The organism is Zooshikella ganghwensis DSM 15267 (assembly GCF_000428585.1).
Taxonomy (GTDB): domain Bacteria; phylum Pseudomonadota; class Gammaproteobacteria; order Pseudomonadales; family Zooshikellaceae; genus Zooshikella; species Zooshikella ganghwensis.
The window spans coordinates 56,018-75,555 of sequence record NZ_AUAF01000009.1 but is presented as its reverse complement, the minus strand read 5'-3'; the positions used below and the strand labels follow the sequence as shown (position 1 = coordinate 75,555).

General features: G+C 42.2%; 18 protein-coding genes. 15 read left to right on the top strand and 3 right to left on the bottom strand.

What is annotated here, in order from left to right:
• Positions 1-41: 41 nt before the first annotated feature.
• The 5 genes from ffh to rplS all read left to right on the top strand — a co-directional run bounded on the left by ffh (position 42) and on the right by rplS (position 3,708).
• Complete coding sequence (gene ffh, locus F607_RS0103730; protein WP_027706986.1) at positions 42-1,436, top strand: signal recognition particle protein; 1,395 nt, start codon at positions 42-44, stop codon at positions 1,434-1,436.
• 283 nt (positions 1,437-1,719) lie between these two features.
• Complete coding sequence (gene rpsP, locus F607_RS0103725) at positions 1,720-1,965, top strand: 30S ribosomal protein S16 (RefSeq protein ID WP_027706985.1); 246 nt, start codon at positions 1,720-1,722, stop codon at positions 1,963-1,965.
• Positions 1,966-2,000: 35 nt separating this feature from the next.
• Positions 2,001-2,555, top strand: a complete 555-nt coding sequence (rimM, locus tag F607_RS0103720) for a ribosome maturation factor RimM (RefSeq protein ID WP_038289891.1) — start codon at positions 2,001-2,003, stop codon at positions 2,553-2,555.
• Between the two features lie 2 nt (positions 2,556-2,557).
• On the top strand, positions 2,558-3,316 hold the full coding sequence (trmD, locus tag F607_RS0103715; RefSeq protein ID WP_027706983.1) for a tRNA (guanosine(37)-N1)-methyltransferase TrmD: 759 nt from the start codon (positions 2,558-2,560) through the stop codon (positions 3,314-3,316).
• 35 nt (positions 3,317-3,351) lie between these two features.
• Complete coding sequence (gene rplS / locus F607_RS0103710) at positions 3,352-3,708, top strand: 50S ribosomal protein L19 (RefSeq protein WP_027706982.1); 357 nt, start codon at positions 3,352-3,354, stop codon at positions 3,706-3,708.
• Positions 3,709-3,809: 101 nt separating this feature from the next.
• On the opposite strand, the gene F607_RS0103705 is transcribed toward rplS, so the two are convergent.
• Together F607_RS0103705 and F607_RS32505 are read right to left on the bottom strand one after the other, a co-directional pair.
• Complete coding sequence (locus F607_RS0103705) at positions 3,810-4,577, bottom strand: ParA family protein (RefSeq protein WP_027706981.1); 768 nt, start codon at positions 4,575-4,577, stop codon at positions 3,810-3,812.
• Positions 4,549-6,150 carry a CHAD domain-containing protein gene (locus F607_RS32505; RefSeq protein WP_051310826.1) on the bottom strand — a complete coding sequence of 534 codons (1,602 nt, stop codon included), beginning with the start codon at positions 6,148-6,150 and terminating at the stop codon, positions 4,549-4,551. Before F607_RS32505 ends, F607_RS0103705 begins: the two co-directional genes overlap by 29 nt.
• 286 nt (positions 6,151-6,436) lie before the next feature.
• On the opposite strand from F607_RS32505, the gene xerD reads away from it, so the two are divergent.
• The 10 genes from xerD (at position 6,437) to F607_RS0103650 (ending at position 18,523) form a co-directional block, all read left to right on the top strand.
• Entirely contained in the window at positions 6,437-7,342 is a 906-nt protein-coding gene (xerD, locus tag F607_RS0103695) for a site-specific tyrosine recombinase XerD (protein WP_038289920.1), read from the top strand.
• Positions 7,343-7,429: 87 nt separating this feature from the next.
• Positions 7,430-8,164, top strand: a complete 735-nt coding sequence (locus F607_RS0103690) for a DsbC family protein (RefSeq protein ID WP_038289885.1) — start codon at positions 7,430-7,432, stop codon at positions 8,162-8,164.
• Positions 8,165-8,507: 343 nt separating this feature from the next.
• Positions 8,508-9,818 (top strand): homoserine dehydrogenase, encoded by a 1,311-nt coding sequence (locus F607_RS0103685; RefSeq protein ID WP_027706978.1) that lies wholly within the window; start codon positions 8,508-8,510, stop codon positions 9,816-9,818.
• A gap of 38 nt (positions 9,819-9,856) precedes the next feature.
• Positions 9,857-11,260: a threonine synthase gene (gene thrC / locus F607_RS0103680; protein WP_027706977.1), complete on the top strand. Its 1,404-nt coding sequence runs from the start codon at positions 9,857-9,859 to the stop codon at positions 11,258-11,260.
• Between the two features lie 73 nt (positions 11,261-11,333).
• The gene (recJ, locus tag F607_RS0103675; RefSeq protein ID WP_051310824.1) at positions 11,334-13,073 is read left to right on the top strand and encodes a single-stranded-DNA-specific exonuclease RecJ; all 1,740 of its coding nucleotides are present in this window, start codon (positions 11,334-11,336) and stop codon (positions 13,071-13,073) included.
• 112 nt (positions 13,074-13,185) lie between these two features.
• A protein-coding gene (prfB, locus tag F607_RS0103670) for a peptide chain release factor 2 (RefSeq protein WP_157365371.1) occupies positions 13,186-14,284 on the top strand; the annotation gives its coding sequence in 2 pieces (ribosomal slippage) (positions 13,186-13,260 and positions 13,262-14,284; 1,098 coding nt in all).
• A gap of 251 nt (positions 14,285-14,535) precedes the next feature.
• Positions 14,536-16,041, top strand: coding sequence for a lysine--tRNA ligase (gene lysS / locus F607_RS0103665; RefSeq protein ID WP_027706974.1), 1,506 nt, complete (start codon positions 14,536-14,538; stop codon positions 16,039-16,041).
• 266 nt (positions 16,042-16,307) lie between these two features.
• Complete coding sequence (locus F607_RS0103660) at positions 16,308-17,012, top strand: TetR/AcrR family transcriptional regulator (protein ID WP_027706973.1); 705 nt, start codon at positions 16,308-16,310, stop codon at positions 17,010-17,012.
• Positions 17,013-17,341: 329 nt separating this feature from the next.
• The gene (locus tag F607_RS0103655; RefSeq protein ID WP_027706972.1) at positions 17,342-18,091 is read left to right on the top strand and encodes a TIGR00266 family protein; all 750 of its coding nucleotides are present in this window, start codon (positions 17,342-17,344) and stop codon (positions 18,089-18,091) included.
• Between the two features lie 135 nt (positions 18,092-18,226).
• Positions 18,227-18,523, top strand: coding sequence for a PA3694 family proteiin (locus tag F607_RS0103650; RefSeq protein WP_051310819.1), 297 nt, complete (start codon positions 18,227-18,229; stop codon positions 18,521-18,523).
• A gap of 30 nt (positions 18,524-18,553) precedes the next feature.
• Here the strand turns inward: F607_RS0103650 and F607_RS0103645 are convergent, their stop codons facing one another.
• A complete protein-coding gene (locus tag F607_RS0103645; RefSeq protein ID WP_027706970.1) occupies positions 18,554-19,450 on the bottom strand; it encodes an HDOD domain-containing protein in 897 nt (298 codons plus the stop codon).
• Positions 19,451-19,538 lie beyond the last annotated feature (88 nt).

Here is a 19,538-nt window from a genome sequence, read left to right as displayed (position 1 = left end):
CTGTGACATGGCAGGGAGGATTATCGTTTAAGGTAGCCTTCATGTTTGAAAATCTGACCGACCGCTTATCACAGACACTAAGGAATGTTACTGGCAAAGCCAAGTTAACAGAAGACAACATTAAAGAGACCCTGCGTGAAGTCCGCATGGCTTTGCTTGAAGCTGATGTTGCTTTGCCTGTTGTTAAGGATTTTGTTGAAAAAATTAAGCAACGGGCGGTTGGGCAAGAGGTGCAGAAAAGCCTCAGTCCTGGACAGATGTTTGTCAAAATTGTGCAGTCTGAGCTTGTTGAGATTATGGGTTCAGCCTGTGATGAGTTAAACCTGTCGGTGCAGCCCCCGGCGGTAGTACTTATGGCGGGCCTGCAAGGTGCAGGTAAGACCACTACGGTTGCTAAACTCGCCAAGCACCTAAGAGAGCGTAAAAAGAAAAAGGTGCTAGTCACCAGTGCTGACATTTACCGACCCGCTGCGATAAAACAGCTAGAAACACTTGCTGAGCAGGTTACTGTTGAGTTCTATCCTTCAAGCTCAGATCAAAAGCCGGTTGCAATCGCAGAAGGGGCTATACAGTTTGCCAAGCAAAAGCAGTTTGATGTGGTGATTGTTGACACCGCAGGTCGTTTGCACATTGATGAAAGCATGATGGACGAGATTCGCGAGCTGCACTCGGCCATTAACCCTGTTGAAACGTTGTTTGTTGTCGATGCCATGACAGGGCAAGATGCCGCAAACACCGCAAAAGCATTTAATGATGCATTACCACTAACAGGCGTTGTTTTAACTAAGGCTGATGGTGATGCTCGGGGTGGTGCAGCTCTATCAGTTCGACACATTACCGGTAAGCCAATTAAGTTTTTGGGAGTTGGTGAAAAAACTGAAGCACTGGAACCTTTCCATCCAGATCGGGTTGCTTCTCGAATTCTGGGTATGGGTGATGTTCTTTCGCTTATTGAAGAAGCCGAACAAAAGCTTGATAAGCAAAAAGCAGATCGTTTAGCGAAAAAACTTAAGAAAGGTAAAGGGTTTGACCTGGAAGACTTTCGTGATCAGCTCCTGCAGATGAAAAACATGGGTGGCATTACCAATATGCTGGACAAGCTGCCAGGTATGGGGCAAATGCCACAGCTCGCTAACCAAAATATTAATGAAAAACCCCTGATTCAAATGGAGGCGATCATAAACTCAATGACGCCTGCAGAGCGCAGAAACCCTGATGTTATCAATGGGTCTCGGAAGCGCCGTATTGCATCAGGTTCTGGAACACAGATCCAAGATGTTAACCGACTGCTAAAGCAGCATAAGCAAATGCAAAAAATGATGAAAAAAGTCTCAGGGAAGGGTGGTATGACAAAGCTTATGCGTGGCCTCTCTGCAATGAAGGGTGGCATGGGAGGAGGAATGCCTCCAGGTGGTGGTCGATTCCCTGGCATGTAAGTATTAGGTAAGTCGCGGCATTAATTATGCACATTCAAATGGTCTAACCTAATGTTTTAGTGGCTTACCATAAAAAGTTTCTGATTCTATACCTCTGGTTTAGTTGATGAAAAAGTCTGTTGTTTAGTCAGCAGTGAATGGGATTGGAAGAAATTAGTAGAATAGCTCTTCCCATCCCTCTTGATATTCCGTAGAATATGCGCCCTTTCGGGCACTGTGCTCGATCTGGATTGTTGAATCAACCAGTGGTGTTCTACGCCATTGATTTAGGAAGCGAAGTCCAATGGTAACGATTCGTTTAGCCCGTGGCGGTTCTAAGAAGCGCCCTTTTTACCATTTAACAGTGACTGACTCTCGCAAGTCTCGTGAAGGTCGGTTTATTGAACGTATTGGTATTTTTAACCCAATTGCTCGTGGTCAAGCTGAGCGTCTAAGGGTTGATCAGGAACGTGCTAGTTACTGGTTAAGCCAAGGTGCACAAACTTCTGACCGTGTAGCTCAATTGCTGAAAGAGGCTGCAAAGGCGTAATCTGGCCATTAAGTGAGGTGTAGGCGGAGTTGTTAGTGAGTCAGTCCAGTGTATCGTCATCTTTTATCGTAATTGGTAAAGTGACCTCAGTATTTGGTGTCAAAGGTTGGTTAAAGATCTATTCTCACACTGATCCTATCACCAATATTTTGAATTACCCGGAATGGACTCTAAAGCTCAAAGGTCAGCAGTTATCTGTTCGTGTTGACCGTGGCCAGCGACAAGGCAAAGGCCTAATTGCCCACTTTGTAGGCTGTGATGACCGGGAGCAGGCGCACCAATATTGTGGTGCAGAAATCCTGGTACCTAAGACAGTTTTACCTGAGCTTGGTGAAGGTGAGTATTACTGGCATCAGCTCGAAGGCTTGCGTGTAGTCACTGACATCAGTGAGGACGGTGTTAAGCCTCTGTTATTAGGTAAAGTTGATCATTTGTTGAGTACAGGCTCTAACGATGTACTTGTTGTTAAGCCTTGCGAAGGCAGTGTTGATCAGCGTGAACGCTTGATTCCATATTTGGAAAAGCAGGTTGTGTGTGGTGTCGACCTCACACAAGGTGTAATGCGGATCGATTGGGATCCGGAGTTTTAAAGGTGTGGTTTGGTGTTGTTAGCCTTTTTCCTGAAATGTTTTCTGCTGTTACAGCACATGGCGTTACGGGAAGAGCGGTAAAAAATGGTGGGATAGAAGTCAGCTTCTGGAACCCCAGAGATTTTACCCATGATAAACATCAAACTGTGGATGACCGACCATATGGCGGTGGTCCCGGCATGTTGATGAAAGTTCAACCTCTGCGTGATGCTATCCATGCGGCAAAGAATGCTGCAGGACCTGGCGCTAAAGTCGTTTATCTTTCGCCTCAAGGGCGAAAGTTGGATCAAGATGGCGTTCGCTATTTGGCGGATAGTCAAAGACTGATTTTAGTTGCTGGGCGCTATGAAGGTATTGATGAGCGCATAATTACCACTGAGGTCGATGAAGAATGGTCGATTGGTGATTATGTGATGAGTGGTGGCGAATTAGCTGCTATGGTCTTAATTGATACCATTTCACGCTTTGTACCGGGCACCCTAGGTCACAAGGATTCCGCCCTTGAAGACTCATTCAGCAATGGTTTGTTGGACTGTCCACATTATACGCGTCCGGAAGAGATTGCCGGTTTAAGCGTACCTGATGTGCTATTAAGTGGTAATCATCAGGAAATTAAGCGGTGGCGGTTAAAACAAGCTCTGGGGCGTACGTGGTTGCGACGACCAGAGTTGTTGAAAGCGCGGACATTAACTGTAGAAGAACAACAGTTATTGGATGACTTTCTTACCGAATATGCTAGACAGCCACAAACATCCAATTAACAAGTAATGGGTTGGAAGTTTGTATCTAGGAGTAGATCATGAGCAAGAATAAAATTATTCAGCAGATTGAAGCTGAACAAATGAACAAAGAGGTCCCTGCATTTGGGCAAGGTGACACTGTTGTTGTTCAGGTTAAAGTAAAAGAGGGTAGCCGTGAGCGTCTGCAGGCGTTTGAAGGTGTGGTTATCGCTAAGCGTAACCGTGGCTTAAACTCTTCTTTTACGGTACGTAAAATTTCTAATGGCGTTGGTGTTGAGCGTGTTTTTCAGACCTACAGCCCTATCATTGATAGTGTGTCTGTTAAGCGCCGTGGTGATGTACGTAAAGCGAAGCTGTACTACCTGCGTCAGCGCTCTGGTAAAGCTGCACGTATCAAGGAAAAGCTGTCCTAAGCCTCTACTTAGTGCAACTTACCAACAAAAAGCAGCCCTAAAGGCTGCTTTTTGTTATGGTGGTTTTTTATCAATGGATACTGTTTTGCCGTCACGATCTGTTAAGCTCTCTTCTTCTGTTTCGAACATGCCAGTTCACTTTCAACTTCTTCCCATAATGTTTTAAAGGCTTGCGCACCAGCTGTGTCTTTTGCAAAGGCAGTAACTGGTTCACGATGAATTCCCATTTTTTCTATATCCGCTGAAAAAGGAATACTGGTTTCCAATAGGCGTGGATATTGTTTGCGTAATCTGGTCATTGCATCTTTATGTAATTTTTTCTGGGTCTGAACCATTGAAAAGAATGGAATAAGCTTTTTGTTGCGATAGCCATGGGTTGTGAAAAAGGTTGTCAGTTGTTGAAGTGTTCGTTCAGATAGGGTAGTAGGTATTAACGGAATAAGAATTTTATCAGCAGCATTAAATACATTTTCAGACAGTAAGCTAATGCTTGGTGGGCAATCAATTAGGATAAGATCATACTCTTTTTTTAGTGTTAAAAGAGTCTTATGTAAGCGAGTAGTTGATTTTTTCATGTAATTTAACATGATGTCAAAGTTACGAAACGATAGCTTTGCAGGTAAAATATCTAAGTAAGGGAAATCAGATGCCTTGATATTTTTTTGCAATTTTTTTTCTTTGCTGAAGAAAAACTTAGACTTGCACTTTTCTGATGGGCGTACTCTAAAATAAAATGAGGAAGCACCTTGAGGGTCTAAATCAAATAATAAAGTTCTATAACCTTGAGTCGCTGCTAAATGAGCCAGGTTAACGGATGTAGCCGTTTTACCTACGCCACCTTTAATGCTGTAACTCGCAAGTATCTTCATGTGTTATTTCTCCTTCAGCGGTACTAAAACGGTGGCTGATTTGCTGCCTAACGTCCTTGTCAATAAATAGTGAAAGGTGGTCTGTTATTTTCTTTCTAACTTGTAATTGTTTTTGATAAAGTGCTGCGATTACTCCACCTACTGACAAGCAAAGCTGATAATTTTCTTCTGCGGGGTGGCGAGCTTTTTTAAGCTCTTTATGATAATACTCCTGAAGAAATTCTTGTTGAACACATAAATCGTTGAAGAGACCTAAGTGATCTTGTAATTTTTTTAAAGCACTTACAAGTTTTGTGATTTCGTTGGTTGGAAACAAATCAGCAAAAAACTCTAGCAGGTAGCGCAATTTTTTACAGGCTATTCGTATGTCATGAATATGTTCATCTGGCGTCTCTGGTGTTATACGTCTGCTTTTTTTTCGGATAACATGGTACTGGCGATAAATACGGTCTTTTGCGGCCTTTAGAATAGGTTCATTTGCCAGGGGACCATGGCATAAAGACGTTGAAGATTGAAACTGTGTTTCAAGTTGTTTGATTTGCCTGAGATAATTACGACTTTTAAGGTGCTTTTTAATTTTATTGTGCTCTTGAGCACGTGCTTGTTGAAAGTCAGCAAATAGAACATGAAGACCCGTTTGCAAACTGTCAGGCAAAAGTTGAGCAAAGTCAGCTTGATGGTTGAGATAGACATCTAGATCTCGGAGCATATTGGTTTGTTTACCTAATTCTCCAAAAGATGTTTTTAGTTCGTTAAATTTTTCGGCAGTGAATGCATGTTTTAATAAAGTAATGAGCGAACGAATTTTTCGAATAGCAACCCGATAGTCATGTAAAAATTCGATATCTATATCATCAACAATACCTGCTTCATTTAGTCGAGCAAGAGTAAGTAACTGGGAAGTAACTTTTGCAATAACATCATGTACAGAAAGTTCTGGTGTGAGATTAAACGAGGGTTTAATGGAATAGCTACTAGGAAGAATAAGTCCCTCAGCTTCCATTTCACCAAGCAACGTTTGACTTGTTTTATTGCACTGATTTTGTGTTAGTAGTTGTTGGCAAAAGTTGGCATCTGCTGTATAGCCTTTTAATGGCTGTACGATTAAAGACTTTACTTTAGGTTTTGCTTGTGATGGTGGTTGAAGTATATCAAGCTGGAGCCTAACCCTTGTTTTTTCTTCGCTATCTTTACAGTCAAAAAGTGTCGAAGTAAATAGAACCTCTGCTGTGGGTGTGAGTGCTCGTGCTTTAATGATTTTTTGGACTCTGTGAGCAAAAGTAGAGGGTGGCAAGTGAAGTATATCGGGTGGGGAAGTTAGCTCAAGGCTATCAAGTGCGTATAGGTCGTAAGGTGATGTAAAGTAATCTAACCATTGTAAACTCAGCTGATTCTGAAAATACCAGCAAATTAAGCCTTTTTTCCAAAGAAGCCACTCAAAGGTATCATAAAAAATCAGAGTCTGGGATGGTAATACATGCTGATAAATCTGATACTTAGCGCTGAGTAACTGCTGAAGTTTATTGGCTGAGAATCGTTTTGGCAGGTGATAACGTAAAAGTTGTCGCTCCATGATATTTTGAGCTCCAATGATGTGAGCACAGGTATAAAGGTTTATACCTTATTGTTTATAAGTAATAGCTTTAGCTTTTGACTTGAGGTGCTTCCAATTTTCCTCAAATGTTAGGTTTTTTCTTGTCAACAAATGCTAATAGACGACATGATAAGCGTTGTTCATTTTTTTGTAAACTCAACCAGGTGATAGAAGCGCTGGGTATATGTTTTACATGTCGACTTATTTTCTTACTGCATTTCTTGAGAAAATAGAGGGTAAACTTTTTTTATTGCAGGTCAGTTTGATGAAATCCATCCACGCTACTCATCAAGTGCTCATTAACGAGTTTATTCAGTTTTTATGGTTGGAGCGGGGGTTAGCTGATAACAGTCGGGCAGCTTACCAAAGTGATCTTACACATTTTGCTGCCTGGCTCGAACAGCAAAGTCAGTCGCTTACAACGGTAAGTCGTGTGTTCATTCAGGACTATCTGGCGTTACGGGCGGCAGAGGGTATGAGTGCTCGCTCTTCTGCTCGGTTGTTATCTTCATTAAGAGCTTTTTTTAAATTTATGATACTTAATGGGCGAGTCCAGGATGATCCTGTTCAAGCCTTAAAAATGCCTAAGCTGGGTAGGAAGTTGCCAGGGGTATTGAGTGAAGAAGAGGTTGAAGCATTATTGCAAGCACCTGATTTAAGCGAGCCTATTGGTTTTCGCGATAAGGTGATGCTTGAGCTACTGTATGCCTCTGGACTTCGAGTCTCTGAATTAGTCATGCTGGAGCTTCCCATGCTCTTAATGTCGCTGGGTGCTGTACGGGTTTTAGGCAAGGGAGGTAAAGAGCGACTGATACCGTGGGGAGAGGAGGCAAACTATTGGTTGACTCGCTATCTCAATGAAGTTCGTGAACAACTTTGTGTCGTTGGACAGGTGAACACGGTTTTCCCAAGTGCTAGAGGGCAGCAGATGACGCGACAAACCTTCTGGCACAGGGTAAAGAAATATGCCATCGAAGCTAACATTGCAGGAGACATATCACCGCATACACTGCGTCATGCGTTTGCTACGCACCTGTTAAATCATGGGGCTGACTTGCGGGCTGTTCAGATGCTGCTAGGTCATAGTGATTTATCTACAACGCAAATTTATACCCATGTCGCTAAATTACGATTGCAAAAGCTACATCAAGCATATCATCCAAGAGGGTGATATACTGCAGGTCTACGGAGGGAACCAAATGAGGAATTTCCCTCTCTCAGTATGAAATAAACACAAGTAAATCATATGGGGAACCCTATGACGTTGTTTCGTAAGTCTCTGATTGGCTTGACGCTAGTACTGGGTAGTAGCATGGCTGCTGCAGGACAGGACGTAAAAGCAAAAATTACAGCTAATCTTCAAGCCCTTGATAAGAATGTCAAAGTAGAAAAAGTAGAAGAGAGTCCTGTGAAAGGCGTTTATGCGGTGACCCTTGCAGGCAATCAAATCATTTATAGTAGTGCTGATGGTAACTATATTTTTCGTGGTGACTTATTAAAGTTAGAAGGTAAAAAGGTTACTAATCTAACGGCTAAAGAGCGTAATAAAGAAGTTGCCAAATTACTAAAAGATTTTCCAGAAGAAAAAATGGTTGTTTTTTCACCTAAGGGTGAGAAAAAAGCACATATCACAGTGTTCACAGATGTTGACTGTGGATATTGTCGAAAGCTGCATAAGGAAGTACCTCAGTTAAATGAGATGGGAATTGAGGTGCGCTATATGGCTTTTCCGCGTGGAGGTGAGCAGTCTCCGGCATTTGCAACAATGCAGGCAGTGTGGTGTTCTAAGGATCGCCAGCAAGCAATGACTAAAGCCAAAAATGGTGAAAAAGTAACGGCGGATAATTGCGATAACCCAGTAATGGAAGAGTTTCAGCTAGGTGTTAAACTGGGCGTCAATGGTACTCCAGCTTTGTTTTTGGCTGATGGTAGCTTGATTCCAGGTTATCGTCCTGCTGACCAGCTGGCTAAAATGTTAGGTGTGAATAAGTAGCTTTAGTTGTAGAGTAAATTCACTTCTTTTACGCTTGAGCAATAGACTAAAATAGTCATGCTTATTGTTTTCCTCGGTTATTTTCCTGGTGTTAGTCCAACGACTATTCACCAGGGACCTCTCGTTTTCCTCTTAGACTTCAGCTAAGCTCTAGGAACTGGACGCTGGTCAGCGTAAAATGATTTCCCTTTTGCTGTTAATGACAGCAACTTTACTTTTTGCTAGATAGGTTTGTGCTGGAGTTTACCAAGATAAGATTATTGAAGCAGTTTACAGTCAACTTGGTTCTATTCGTACAAAGAGTCTCAGCGTTTTAAATTGATTGGGTGAATGGGGGTGGAGTTTGAAACCCATAAAAATAGGTATCTGTGGCCTGGGCACCGTGGGTGGTGGTACATTTAATGTTTTAATGCGTAACAAGGATTTGATTGCTCAGCGAGTGGGGAGACCCATTGAAGTTGCACAAATCGCAATGCGTCGTCCAAATCCTGGCTGTGATACTTCAGGTGTCTCAGTGACTGATGATGTGTATGCAGTAGCGGATAACCCAGAGATTGATATTTTAGTTGAGCTAATTGGTGGCTGTGAAACTGCAAAAACATTAGTTTCTCGTGCGATTGTATCGGGTAAGCATGTGGTCACTGCAAACAAAGCATTGATAGCAGTCCACGGTAATGAGCTGTTAGCTGAGGCTGAAAAACACAAGGTTCAGGTAGCATTTGAAGCCGCTGTGGCAGGAGGTATTCCTGTTATTAAAGCTCTTCGAGAAGGTTTAGCGGCCAACAAGGTTCATACCGTGGCGGGTATTATCAATGGCACGGGTAACTTTATTCTTACTGCAATGGAAAAAAAGGGCAGTAGTTTTGCTGATGTTTTGAGTGAAGCACAAGCACTCGGTTATGCTGAGGCTGATCCTACATTTGATGTTGAAGGCATCGACGCTGCCCATAAACTCACCATCCTTGCTTCGATTGCTTTTGGTATTCCCCTGCAGTTTGAACAAACTTACACAGAAGGCATTAGTGGTATTACTTCAGAAGACATTCAGTATGCCCATGAGCTAGGCTATCGTATTAAGCATTTGGGTATAGCCCGTGCGCGAAAAGAGGGGATTGAGCTTAGAGTTCATCCTACTTTGATTCCTGAAAAACGACTGCTCGCTAATGTCGATGGAGTTATGAATGCTGTCTTGGTTGATACCGATGCAGTTGGACCTACACTATTTTATGGCGCAGGGGCTGGTGCTGAGCCAACTGCGTCAGCAGTTATTGCTGATATTATCGATATTGCCCGTGGGATTGACTCTCCCCATCATATGCCTGCCTTAGGTTACCAGCGTCCGGTTTCAAATGAACTTGCTGTGTTACCAATGGATGAAACAGAAACAGCTTTTTATTTGCGAATGAGCGCAGCAGATCATCCTGGGGTAATGACGCAAATTACACGTATCCTGAGTGAAGAAGGAATCAATATTGAGGCTCTTCTTCAGAAAGAAGTGTTTGAGGGTGAACAGTTTGCCGCCATTATTATGCTAACGCACAAAGTCAAAGAGCGTGCAGTGAATAATGCAATTACAGCAATTGAAGCTTTGGATGATGTGAATGGGCAGGTGGTTAAGATTCGCATGGACCATTTAGAGCACTGTAATAACTAATTAGGATCTCAACTTAACAACAGCGGGTTATAACTAAGGTGAAGTATATTAGCACAAGAGGGCAGGCACCTGCTCTGGGGTTTGAAGATGTATTGTTAACAGGGCTGGCAAGTGATGGGGGATTATATGTCCCAGAATATTGGCCTCAGTTTACACTTGAAGAAATTGCTACCTGGCGTGGATTATCCTATGCAGAGTTAGCTGAGAAAATTATAACTCCGTTTGTTGGCGAAGCTATTCCTCAAAATGATTTGCGCCAAATCCTACATGATACTTATCAAGGATTTGACCATTCAGCTGTGGCTCCTCTTACGCAGCTAGATAGTAATCAGTGGGTGCTGGAACTATTTCATGGTCCAACTTTAGCGTTTAAAGACTTTGCTTTGCAGCTACTAGGACGTTTACTGGATTACTTGCTAGCTCGGCGCTCTGAAAAAGCGGTGATTGTTGGGGCAACGTCTGGAGACACAGGTTCAGCTGCAATAGAAGGTTGTCGACACTGTGACAATGTGGATATTTTTATTTTGCATCCACATCAGCGAGTTTCAGAAGTCCAGCGCCGTCAAATGACAACAGTTGTCGCTGACAATGTGCATAATTTAGCGGTGCAAGGAAATTTTGATGACTGTCAGGCAATGGTAAAAGCCTGCTTTCAACAACAGGACTTTCTTCAGGGTAAAGCCCGTTTAGTGGCCGTTAACTCGATTAACTGGGCACGGATAATGGCACAAGTCGTCTATTATTTTTATGCGGCACTTGCTGTTGGTGCACCACAGCGCAGCGTGGCCTTTTCAGTACCCACGGGTAATTTTGGTGATATTTATGCAGGTTATGTTGCGCGCAATATGGGGCTGCCCATCAGCCAGCTTTTAGTCGCTACCAACCGCAATGATATTTTGCATCGTTTTATGGCTAACAACCAATATAGTAAAGAAGACTTGTCGCCAACACTTTCGCCAAGTATGGATATCATGGTTTCCAGTAACTTTGAGCGTTTGTTATTTGACATGTATGGTCGTGATGGTGCGGCTATTGATCAGTTGATGACAAGCTTTCAGCAGCAGGGCACTTTGACTGTTGATCCTTGGCGCTGGGAGTTAACACGACAGCTGTTTGATAGTTGCAGTGTAACTGATGAAGAAACCTGTCAAACAATTGGTGACGCATATCGTAACTGTCAATATAAGCTGGATCCTCACTCAGCCATTGGTGTCAGGGCAGCTATGACATGTCAGCGTGATCAGCAGATACCAATGATTACACTCGCTACTGCACATCCAGTTAAGTTTCCTGAAGCTGTAGTACGAGCAGGTTTATCTTCACCGGAGCTACCTGAGTCAATGGCTGATCTTTATGAGCGGGAAGAGCGCTATACTGTCATTGAAAACGAGTTAGCTGATGTCCAGTCTTATGTCGCTAAGTACGCCCGACCGCTAAATTAATTTGCTTGATCTCACTTTACCCTGAGATAGCTATTGAGGCTATTTCAGGGTTGCTCTGGTCTTATTTATCAGCATGCAAAAAAAAATAATTTCCCGTCACTACGATGCACAACAGTTAAATTTTAGCCACGAGATCCCGCCTATATTGCAGCGAATCTATGCAGCGAGAGGTGTCTACTCAAATGCAGGGCTACCACGCTCATTGCAAGGGCTAATGAGCTTTACTTCGCTAAAGGGCTTGGACCAGGCGGTCAATATTCTCTGTGAAGCTCTAGAAAATCAAAGTCGGATGTTGATTATTGGTGACTTTGATGCTGATGGCGCAACCAGTACAGCATTAGCTGTATTGCTATTGAGAGCGATGGGGGCATCAAATGTTAGCTATCTAGTACCTAATCGCTTTGCCTATGGGTATGGGTTGTCCCCTGAAATTGTTAAAGAAGCACAACAGTATACGCCTGACCTTATTATCACTGTTGATAACGGTATTTCCAGTATCAGTGGTGTTGCGGCAGCAAAAGCAGCAGGCATCAAAGTGCTTGTTACTGATCACCACTTAGCCGGCACTGAATTGCCAATGGCTGATGCGATAGTGAACCCCAATCAGCCAGGTTGTCGTTTTGCAGGAAAAAATACGGCAGGTGTTGGTGTTATTTTTTATGTGTTAATGGCACTTCGTTCAGCACTAAGAGCACGAGGTTGGTTTAACGATCGTCGGCCTGAACCTAATCTTGCACATTATTTGGATATTGTTGCTTTAGGAACCGTAGCCGATGTCGTGCCTTTGGATACCAATAACCGCCTGTTGGTATATCAGGGCTTACGCCGGATGCGTGCTGGTAAAGCACGGCCTGGTATCATGGCCTTGCTTGAGGTTTCAGGGCGAAAGCCTCATCGCTTGACGGCGGCTGATTTGGGGTTTGCGCTAGGACCTCGTTTAAATGCTGCTGGCCGGCTAGATGATATGTCTTTGGGAATAGAGTGCTTATTAACAGATGATCCCTATCTGGCGCGAGAGATGGCTCTCCAGCTTGATGATCTTAACAGGGACCGTAAGCAAATTGAGGCGGATATGCAGCAGCAGGCCTTAGCGGTTTTGGAAAAGATTCAGCTGGATGACAGCCAGGACCTTCCTGTTGGTGTTTGCTTATATGATGAAAACTGGCATCAGGGAGTGATTGGGATTTTAGCATCCCGCATTAAAGACCGTTTGCATCGACCGGTCATTGCCTTTGCAGCTGCTGATGGTGATGAAATCAAAGGTTCAGCCCGGTCGATCCCTGGCTTTCATATTCGTGATGCGTTAGATGCTATTGCCAGCCAACAGCCAGGGTTACTAAGTAAGTTTGGTGGACATGCGATGGCTGCAGGGCTGAGTTTACCTGCTGCACATTTACCTGATTTTAAACAGGCATTTGATGCGGTGGCGCGGCAGTGGCTGTCCGAAGCGGAGCTTGAAGCTGAGCTGCATACTGATGGTTTGCTTCAGCCTGAAGATTTTTCATTGCAAACAGCGACACTACTAAGAGAAGCAGGGCCTTGGGGGCAGCATTTTCCTGAGCCAAGCTTTTATGGTGAGTTTCTGATTATTCAGCAGCGGCTGGTAGGGCAAAAGCACTTAAAGCTGGTTTTGATGCTGCCAGGAACTGAGCGTTACTTAGATGGCATTGCTTTTAATGTTGACCTTTCGTGTTGGCCAAACCTGAATGTACAACAAGTGCGGGTGGTTTATCAGCTTGACCTGAATGAGTATAAAGGACAGCAAAATATACAGCTGTTGATTAATTATCTTGAGCCTATTGAAAGCAACTGATCATAACAGCATTGATCTGTGATCTTTCGTAGTTTGCGCATTTCCTTCGCTATCAGGCTTACGTTAAAATAGCCTGCTTTATCAGAGTAACATTGGAAGATATGAGTTCGGCATGATCGAAATTAATCCGTTGACACAATCTATTAAGGACTTACAAGCACGAACTGACGTGCTTAGGGGGTATCTTTGACTACGCTCATAAACAAGAGCGACTTGTCGAAGTAGAGCGCGAGCTAGAAGATCCTGATGTATGGAATGAACCTGAGCGTGCCCAGCAGTTAGGTAAAGAGCGTGCACAATTAGAGTCTGTCGTGAATACCATTGATACACTTACTCAGGGCTTAACAGATGCCTCTGATTTGTTGGTGATGGCAGTAGATGAAGACGATGCAGACACAGTTGTTGAAGTTGAAAAAGAGCTTGAAGGACTCACTGCTCAACTTGAGCAGTTAGAGTTTCGTCGTATGTTTGCTGGTCGTATGGATGCCAATAATGCGTTCTTGGATATTCAGGCTGGTTCTGGCGGTACAGAGGCTCAGGACTGGGCGAATATGTTACTGAGAATGTATTTGCGCTGGGGGGAACGTAAAGGTTTTAAAACTGAGCTTGTTGAAGTATCAGCGGGTGATGTAGCGGGTATTAAAAGTGCGACAATTCAGTTTTCCGGTGAGTATGCTTTTGGCTGGTTGAGAACAGAAACAGGGGTTCACCGATTAGTACGCAAATCCCCTTTTGATTCTGGAAACAGAAGGCATACTTCATTTGCTTCAGTATTTGTTTCACCTGAAATAGATGATGATATTGAAATTGAAGTGAACCCAGCAGACTTACGCATTGATACCTACCGTTCCAGCGGAGCAGGTGGTCAGCATGTTAACACCACTGACTCTGCTATTCGTATTACGCATATGCCTTCTGGCATCGTTGTTCAGTGTCAAAACCAACGCTCTCAGCATCAGAACAAAGACAAAGCCATGCAACAGCTTAAAGCTAAACTGTATGAGTTAGAGATGCAGAAGCGCACAGCTGAACAGCAGGCATTAGAAGATAGTAAGTCTGATATTGGTTGGGGTAGCCAGATACGCTCTTACGTATTGGATGCTTCACGCATTAAAGATTTAAGGACAAGTGTTGAAACCACTAACTGTAATGCTGTGTTAGATGGTGATATTGATCGGTTTATTGAAGCAAGCTTAAAACAGGGCTTATAAAATATATTCTCTTTGTATTTAAACTCAAAAATGGCACTTTCGGTTTAAGGCTGAAGAACTTATAGATTTTAGAAAGGGCTGAGAAAAATACATTAATAACTTATCCTAAGATAAGCATACTGAGGATCATAACTTGGTAATTTTCTATCTTAGGATAAGCTTTAATAGGCGAGATGAAAATTATTCTCGTTTGTTTAGGTCGTTAACTTTTTGAGGGGTATTTCCCTCTATGGTATTTACAGGAATCACTCATGGCTGATGATACGCAATCCGATGTAACAGTATCAGATGAAAATAAACTCATTGCTCAGCGTCGAGAAAAATTGGCAGAAATACGAAAACAGCGCAATGCGTTTCCCAATACTTTTCGTCGTGACAGTTTTGCTGGTGATTTACAGAAAAAGTATAAGGACCTAGATAAACAAGCCTTAGCAGAACAAACTATTACGGTTAAAGTGGTTGGTCGGATCATGCTTAACCGTGGAGCGTTTATTGTCATTCAAGATGTCAGTGACAGAATCCAGCTTTATGTAAACCGTAAGGCTTTGGCTAAAGAGCAACTGGATGAAATAAAAGGCTGGGATTTAGGCGATATTGTTGGCGTTGAGGGAACACTGCAGCGTTCTGGTAAAGGTGATTTGTACGTTGATATACAAAGTGCACTGTTGCTAACGAAAGCATTGCGCCCCTTACCTGATAAGCATAAAGGTCTGGAAGATAAAGAGATTCGTTACCGTCAGCGCTATGTGGACCTGATTGTTAATCAAGAGTCACGTGAAGTGTTTAAGGTAAGGTCTCAGGTTATCGATTGTATCCGCAACTACTTACAGGAAAGACATTACCTGGAAGTAGAAACACCCATGTTACAAGTTATTCCTGGTGGTGCCACAGCAAGACCTTTTATCACTCACCACAATGCGTTAGATATTGATATGTATTTACGTATTGCACCAGAGCTTTATTTAAAGCGCTTGGTTGTTGGGGGGATTGAGCGGGTTTTTGAAATTAATCGTAATTTCCGCAATGAAGGCTTATCAACACGTCATAATCCTGAATTTACTATGCTTGAGTTTTACCAAGCCTATGCAGACTATAATGATTTAATGGATTTAACAGAAGACATGTTGCGTGAAGTTACACAGCAAGTGCTGGGTAATACTACAGTACGTTATCAAGGTGAAGAGTATGACTTTAGCCAACCATTTCAACGGATGACTGTAGTAGGGGCAATTGTTCACTTTAATAAAGATATTTCTGCAGCTGATTTAGCTGATCGAGACTCTGCAAAACAGGTTGCGGAAAAGCTGGGCATTGTCGTTAAAGATAATTATGGTCTTGGTAAAATTCAGCTGGAAATTTTTGAGAAAACAGCTGAACATCGTTTGCAACAGCCTACATTTATCACTGAGTATCCTACAGAAGTTTCACCTCTGGCGAGACGAAATGATAATAATCCCTTTGTGACAGATCGTTTTGAATTTTTTGTAGGTGGACGTGAAATTGCAAATGGATTTTCGGAGTTAAATGACCCTGAAGATCAGGCTGAAAGGTTTCTAGCGCAAGTTGCGGAGAAAGAAGCAGGTGATGATGAAGCTATGTTCTATGACGAAGATTATATTCGTGCACTAGAATATGGGTTACCACCAACAGCAGGAGAAGGTATTGGTATTGACCGCCTTGTCATGTTGTTTACAGATTCGCCATCTATTCGCGACGTACTACTTTTTCCGCACATGCGTCCAGAATGTCACAAATAAAATGTGAACTGTGCACCCTTTTTAAGGGTGCATCCCCCTCCTAACAATTTTTTTAACGCGTTAAAATCTGTCATTGTTCCCATCTTGTTAATGATTGATTAAAAATCATTCATATACTTCTTACCTGTGTGAAAAAGCATGACTTAATGCAATAGTGACTATTTTTTTGAGGAACGTCGAGTCACTTTTAGGTAATATGTAGCTGTTAATAACTTAAAACAGAAAAAACCGATACCAACAAAACTGCAGTGGTTGAGATGAAAACAATGAGTTTATCTTCTAGGGAAGCCCCTAGCACTATCGTCTATCAAGGACGTAAAACACGGAGAAATGGCAGTGAACAACGCCGTCGTTTAATTCTTGATGCGTCATTGCGATTAGTCATTCGAGAAGGTGTGAGAGGCGTAAGGCATCGTGCGGTTGCTAAAGAGGCTGATGTCCCTCTTTCTGCAACAACTTATTATTTTAAGGATATAAATGACCTCATCGCTGATACTTTTACGTATTTTGTTGAAGTTGGAGCAGAATCGATGCGTCGTTTTTGGAATGGCGCTGAAGAAGTTTTATTTGCCCAGCTAAACGATGAACTTGCTTCAGGTGATAACTTACGTGTTATCCAAATGCGTTTGGTTGATCTGGGTGTTCAGTATTTAATGCAACAAATCGAACAGCACCGTGACTACTTATTAGCTGAGCAGGCTTTTCAGTTTGAATCGCTAAGAGATGGACGCTTAAGTCAGTTAGCGCGTTTGCATCAGGAAAACATGCTGGTTGATTTAACCCGCTTTTTTAAAGCAATTAAAACATCTGACCCTGAAACAGATGCTTACCTGACGTTAGCAGTTATTTTACGTTTAGAGTATGACGCGTTGTTAGGCTATCCTGAAGTCATTACACAAGAGCAGATTAAACACAAGCTTACTCGCCATTTACAGCTTATTTTACAATTGCCTGATAATACAGAAAATTAACGGTAGATGCTGTTTTTTGGCGTCATTTTTATTCGGCGGTACTACAATGTAGTGCCGTTTTTTTTGCAAAAGTAAAAACTATTTCTGGGGAAGTTTTTTTGTAAATGATATCTTTCCGTACAAAGTTATATTTTCATATGATTTAAAAAAGAGTTTCTCTAAAAATATGATGTCTACTTCAGTAGTAACCTTTTAATTCTCTCCCCCTATACTTAAATAATGATTGTGCACTTCAGGTGAAATGTTTTTTCTGTTCGTCATACTGTAGTAATATCAGAGGTGATAATGAGCATTTTAGATGAATTATTTTATATATAGAGGATAGCCTAATGAATTGCCATGAAGTTGATTACGACATTATTGGCCATGATTTACAAATGGTAGAGATAGAGTTAGATCCTGGTGAAACCGTTATTGCTGAAGCTGGGGCTATGAATTATATGGAACAGGGAATTGAGTTTGAAACCAAGATGGGTGATGGCTCAAGCCCAAACCAAGGTATGATTGGTAAATTATTCGGTGCAGGTAAGCGGATGCTAACGGGAGAGTCGCTGTTTATGACCCATTTTTCTAACCAAGGTGTTGGTAAGCGACGAGTGGCGTTTGCAGCACCTTATCCTGGCGCAATTATTCCTGTGGACATGAAAGCCATTGGTGGGCGTTTACTATGTCAAAAGGATGCTTTTTTAGCTGCTGCGCTAGGCACAAAGCTCAGTGTTGCTTTTAATAAACGTTTAGGCGCTGGCTTTTTTGGTGGAGAAGGGTTTATTTTGCAGCGTTTAGAAGGTGATGGAATGGCCTTTATACATGCTGGAGGTGCCGTTATTCGTAAGGAGCTTAATGATGAAACGCTGCGCGTTGATACAGGGTGTTTAGTGGCTTTTTCTGACGGTATTGATTATGACATTCAGCTAAGTGGCGGTTTAAAAAGTATGCTGTTTGGTGGAGAAGGAATTGTGTTGGCCACCTTATCTGGTACAGGTAGTGTTTGGTTGCAGAGCTTACCTTTTTCACGCTTAGCTGATCGTATTTTGGCGCATGCACCTGCTCGTGGTGGTAGCGATATGGGTGAAAATTAATGAGCTATTTGTTGAGCTTTAATTAAGTAAGATTTTTTTGGGTTTAGGGAATGCTTACAGCAGTGCTATTATTTGCGCAGTAAGTAATTATAAATATTGTCAAGAGAAAAGAGCAGTATTAAGAGGTGTTTATTTGTGAAAATAAATCATTCCTGGCAGTTAATAGGTGTTGCATTAATAACCCTTATCGTTACCGTTATTACCTTAGACAAAAATGGATATTTACGGCACTCATCAGAAGAAGATTCAATTTATCTAGCTGAGTTTAATTTAATCAAGCAATCCACAGAGTCGACTGAGACAAAGCTATCGCATATACCAGCAGATTATTCTGCTCAGTGTGTGCAAGGTGTTTTGTTATTACACCATAAAAAACAAAAGGATAATGTTGGTGTCTTGGTTGATCGAAAACAGCGAGCAGTGCGTTGTTAGTGACATCAGGAAGGTTAGAAAGTGGTGCTACTACTTTCCCAGTACACTGCGGGGTGGCGGTATTAGAATACCTTTTGCATTGCCACCAAGCATATCAACAAGCTGTAAGGTTTCTTCATATAGCATTGCATAAATGCGCATGGCATCGGCGTGACGCCAGTATTGAAAAGGAGACTTAAGAAAACTGGGCAATGAAGATAACTCAGTTGTAGGTTTAGTCCTTGGGTTCTGATATAGAAATAGAAAACGCGCTATGAGTGAATGATCAATTAAGTTATATTTTTCACTTACTGAGAAAGTCCATAAATCTTTAGTTTTAATAACATTACTGAAGGCATTGGGCAGTTGCCAAGTGTTTATCAACTTGGAACCTACTACCCGATTCAGTTGGTTACAAATAGCGCGTACATTTTGGGGAGAGCTAATACAGTCTGGATAGTCATCGAGTTGCGTGACTAAAAAGAGGCTACCTACATCTTGCAATAATGCACTGAGTAGTGCTCGATCTGTATCAATAGAGCCTACATGTTTCGCTAAAATTGAGCTAAGCGCCGCAAAGACTAGACTTTGTTGCCAGATTTCACCTTGGTATTTGCGGGCCAAATACGAGTGGCAAGGAAATAGATTTTTAAGTACGTAGGTGAGAATGACATTACTGGTCGCCTTAATGCCAATGCGAACAATCGCGCCTTTTAAATCATATGGGGGGACAGGTTGTCGGTAGAGTGGTGAGTCGGCCAGCTTTTCCAGATGATGGCTAAGCCCTTTATCTTGCTCAATAAGTAAAACAATTTCATTTAAATGAACGCTGCTTTTAGCTGCCAGCTGTCTAACCGTAAGGGTATGATAAGGTAGTTGTGGAAAGTTAAAAGGTGACTCAATTAACTTCTTTGTTAAGGCTTTTTCAATAACATCCAACGAAACCATACAAATTCTTACTGCCTTATTTGTTTACAGCCAAGATCGTCATAGTTAAAAGCGACAACTTGCATTAGCTTTCTTGTGTCGTTCATCC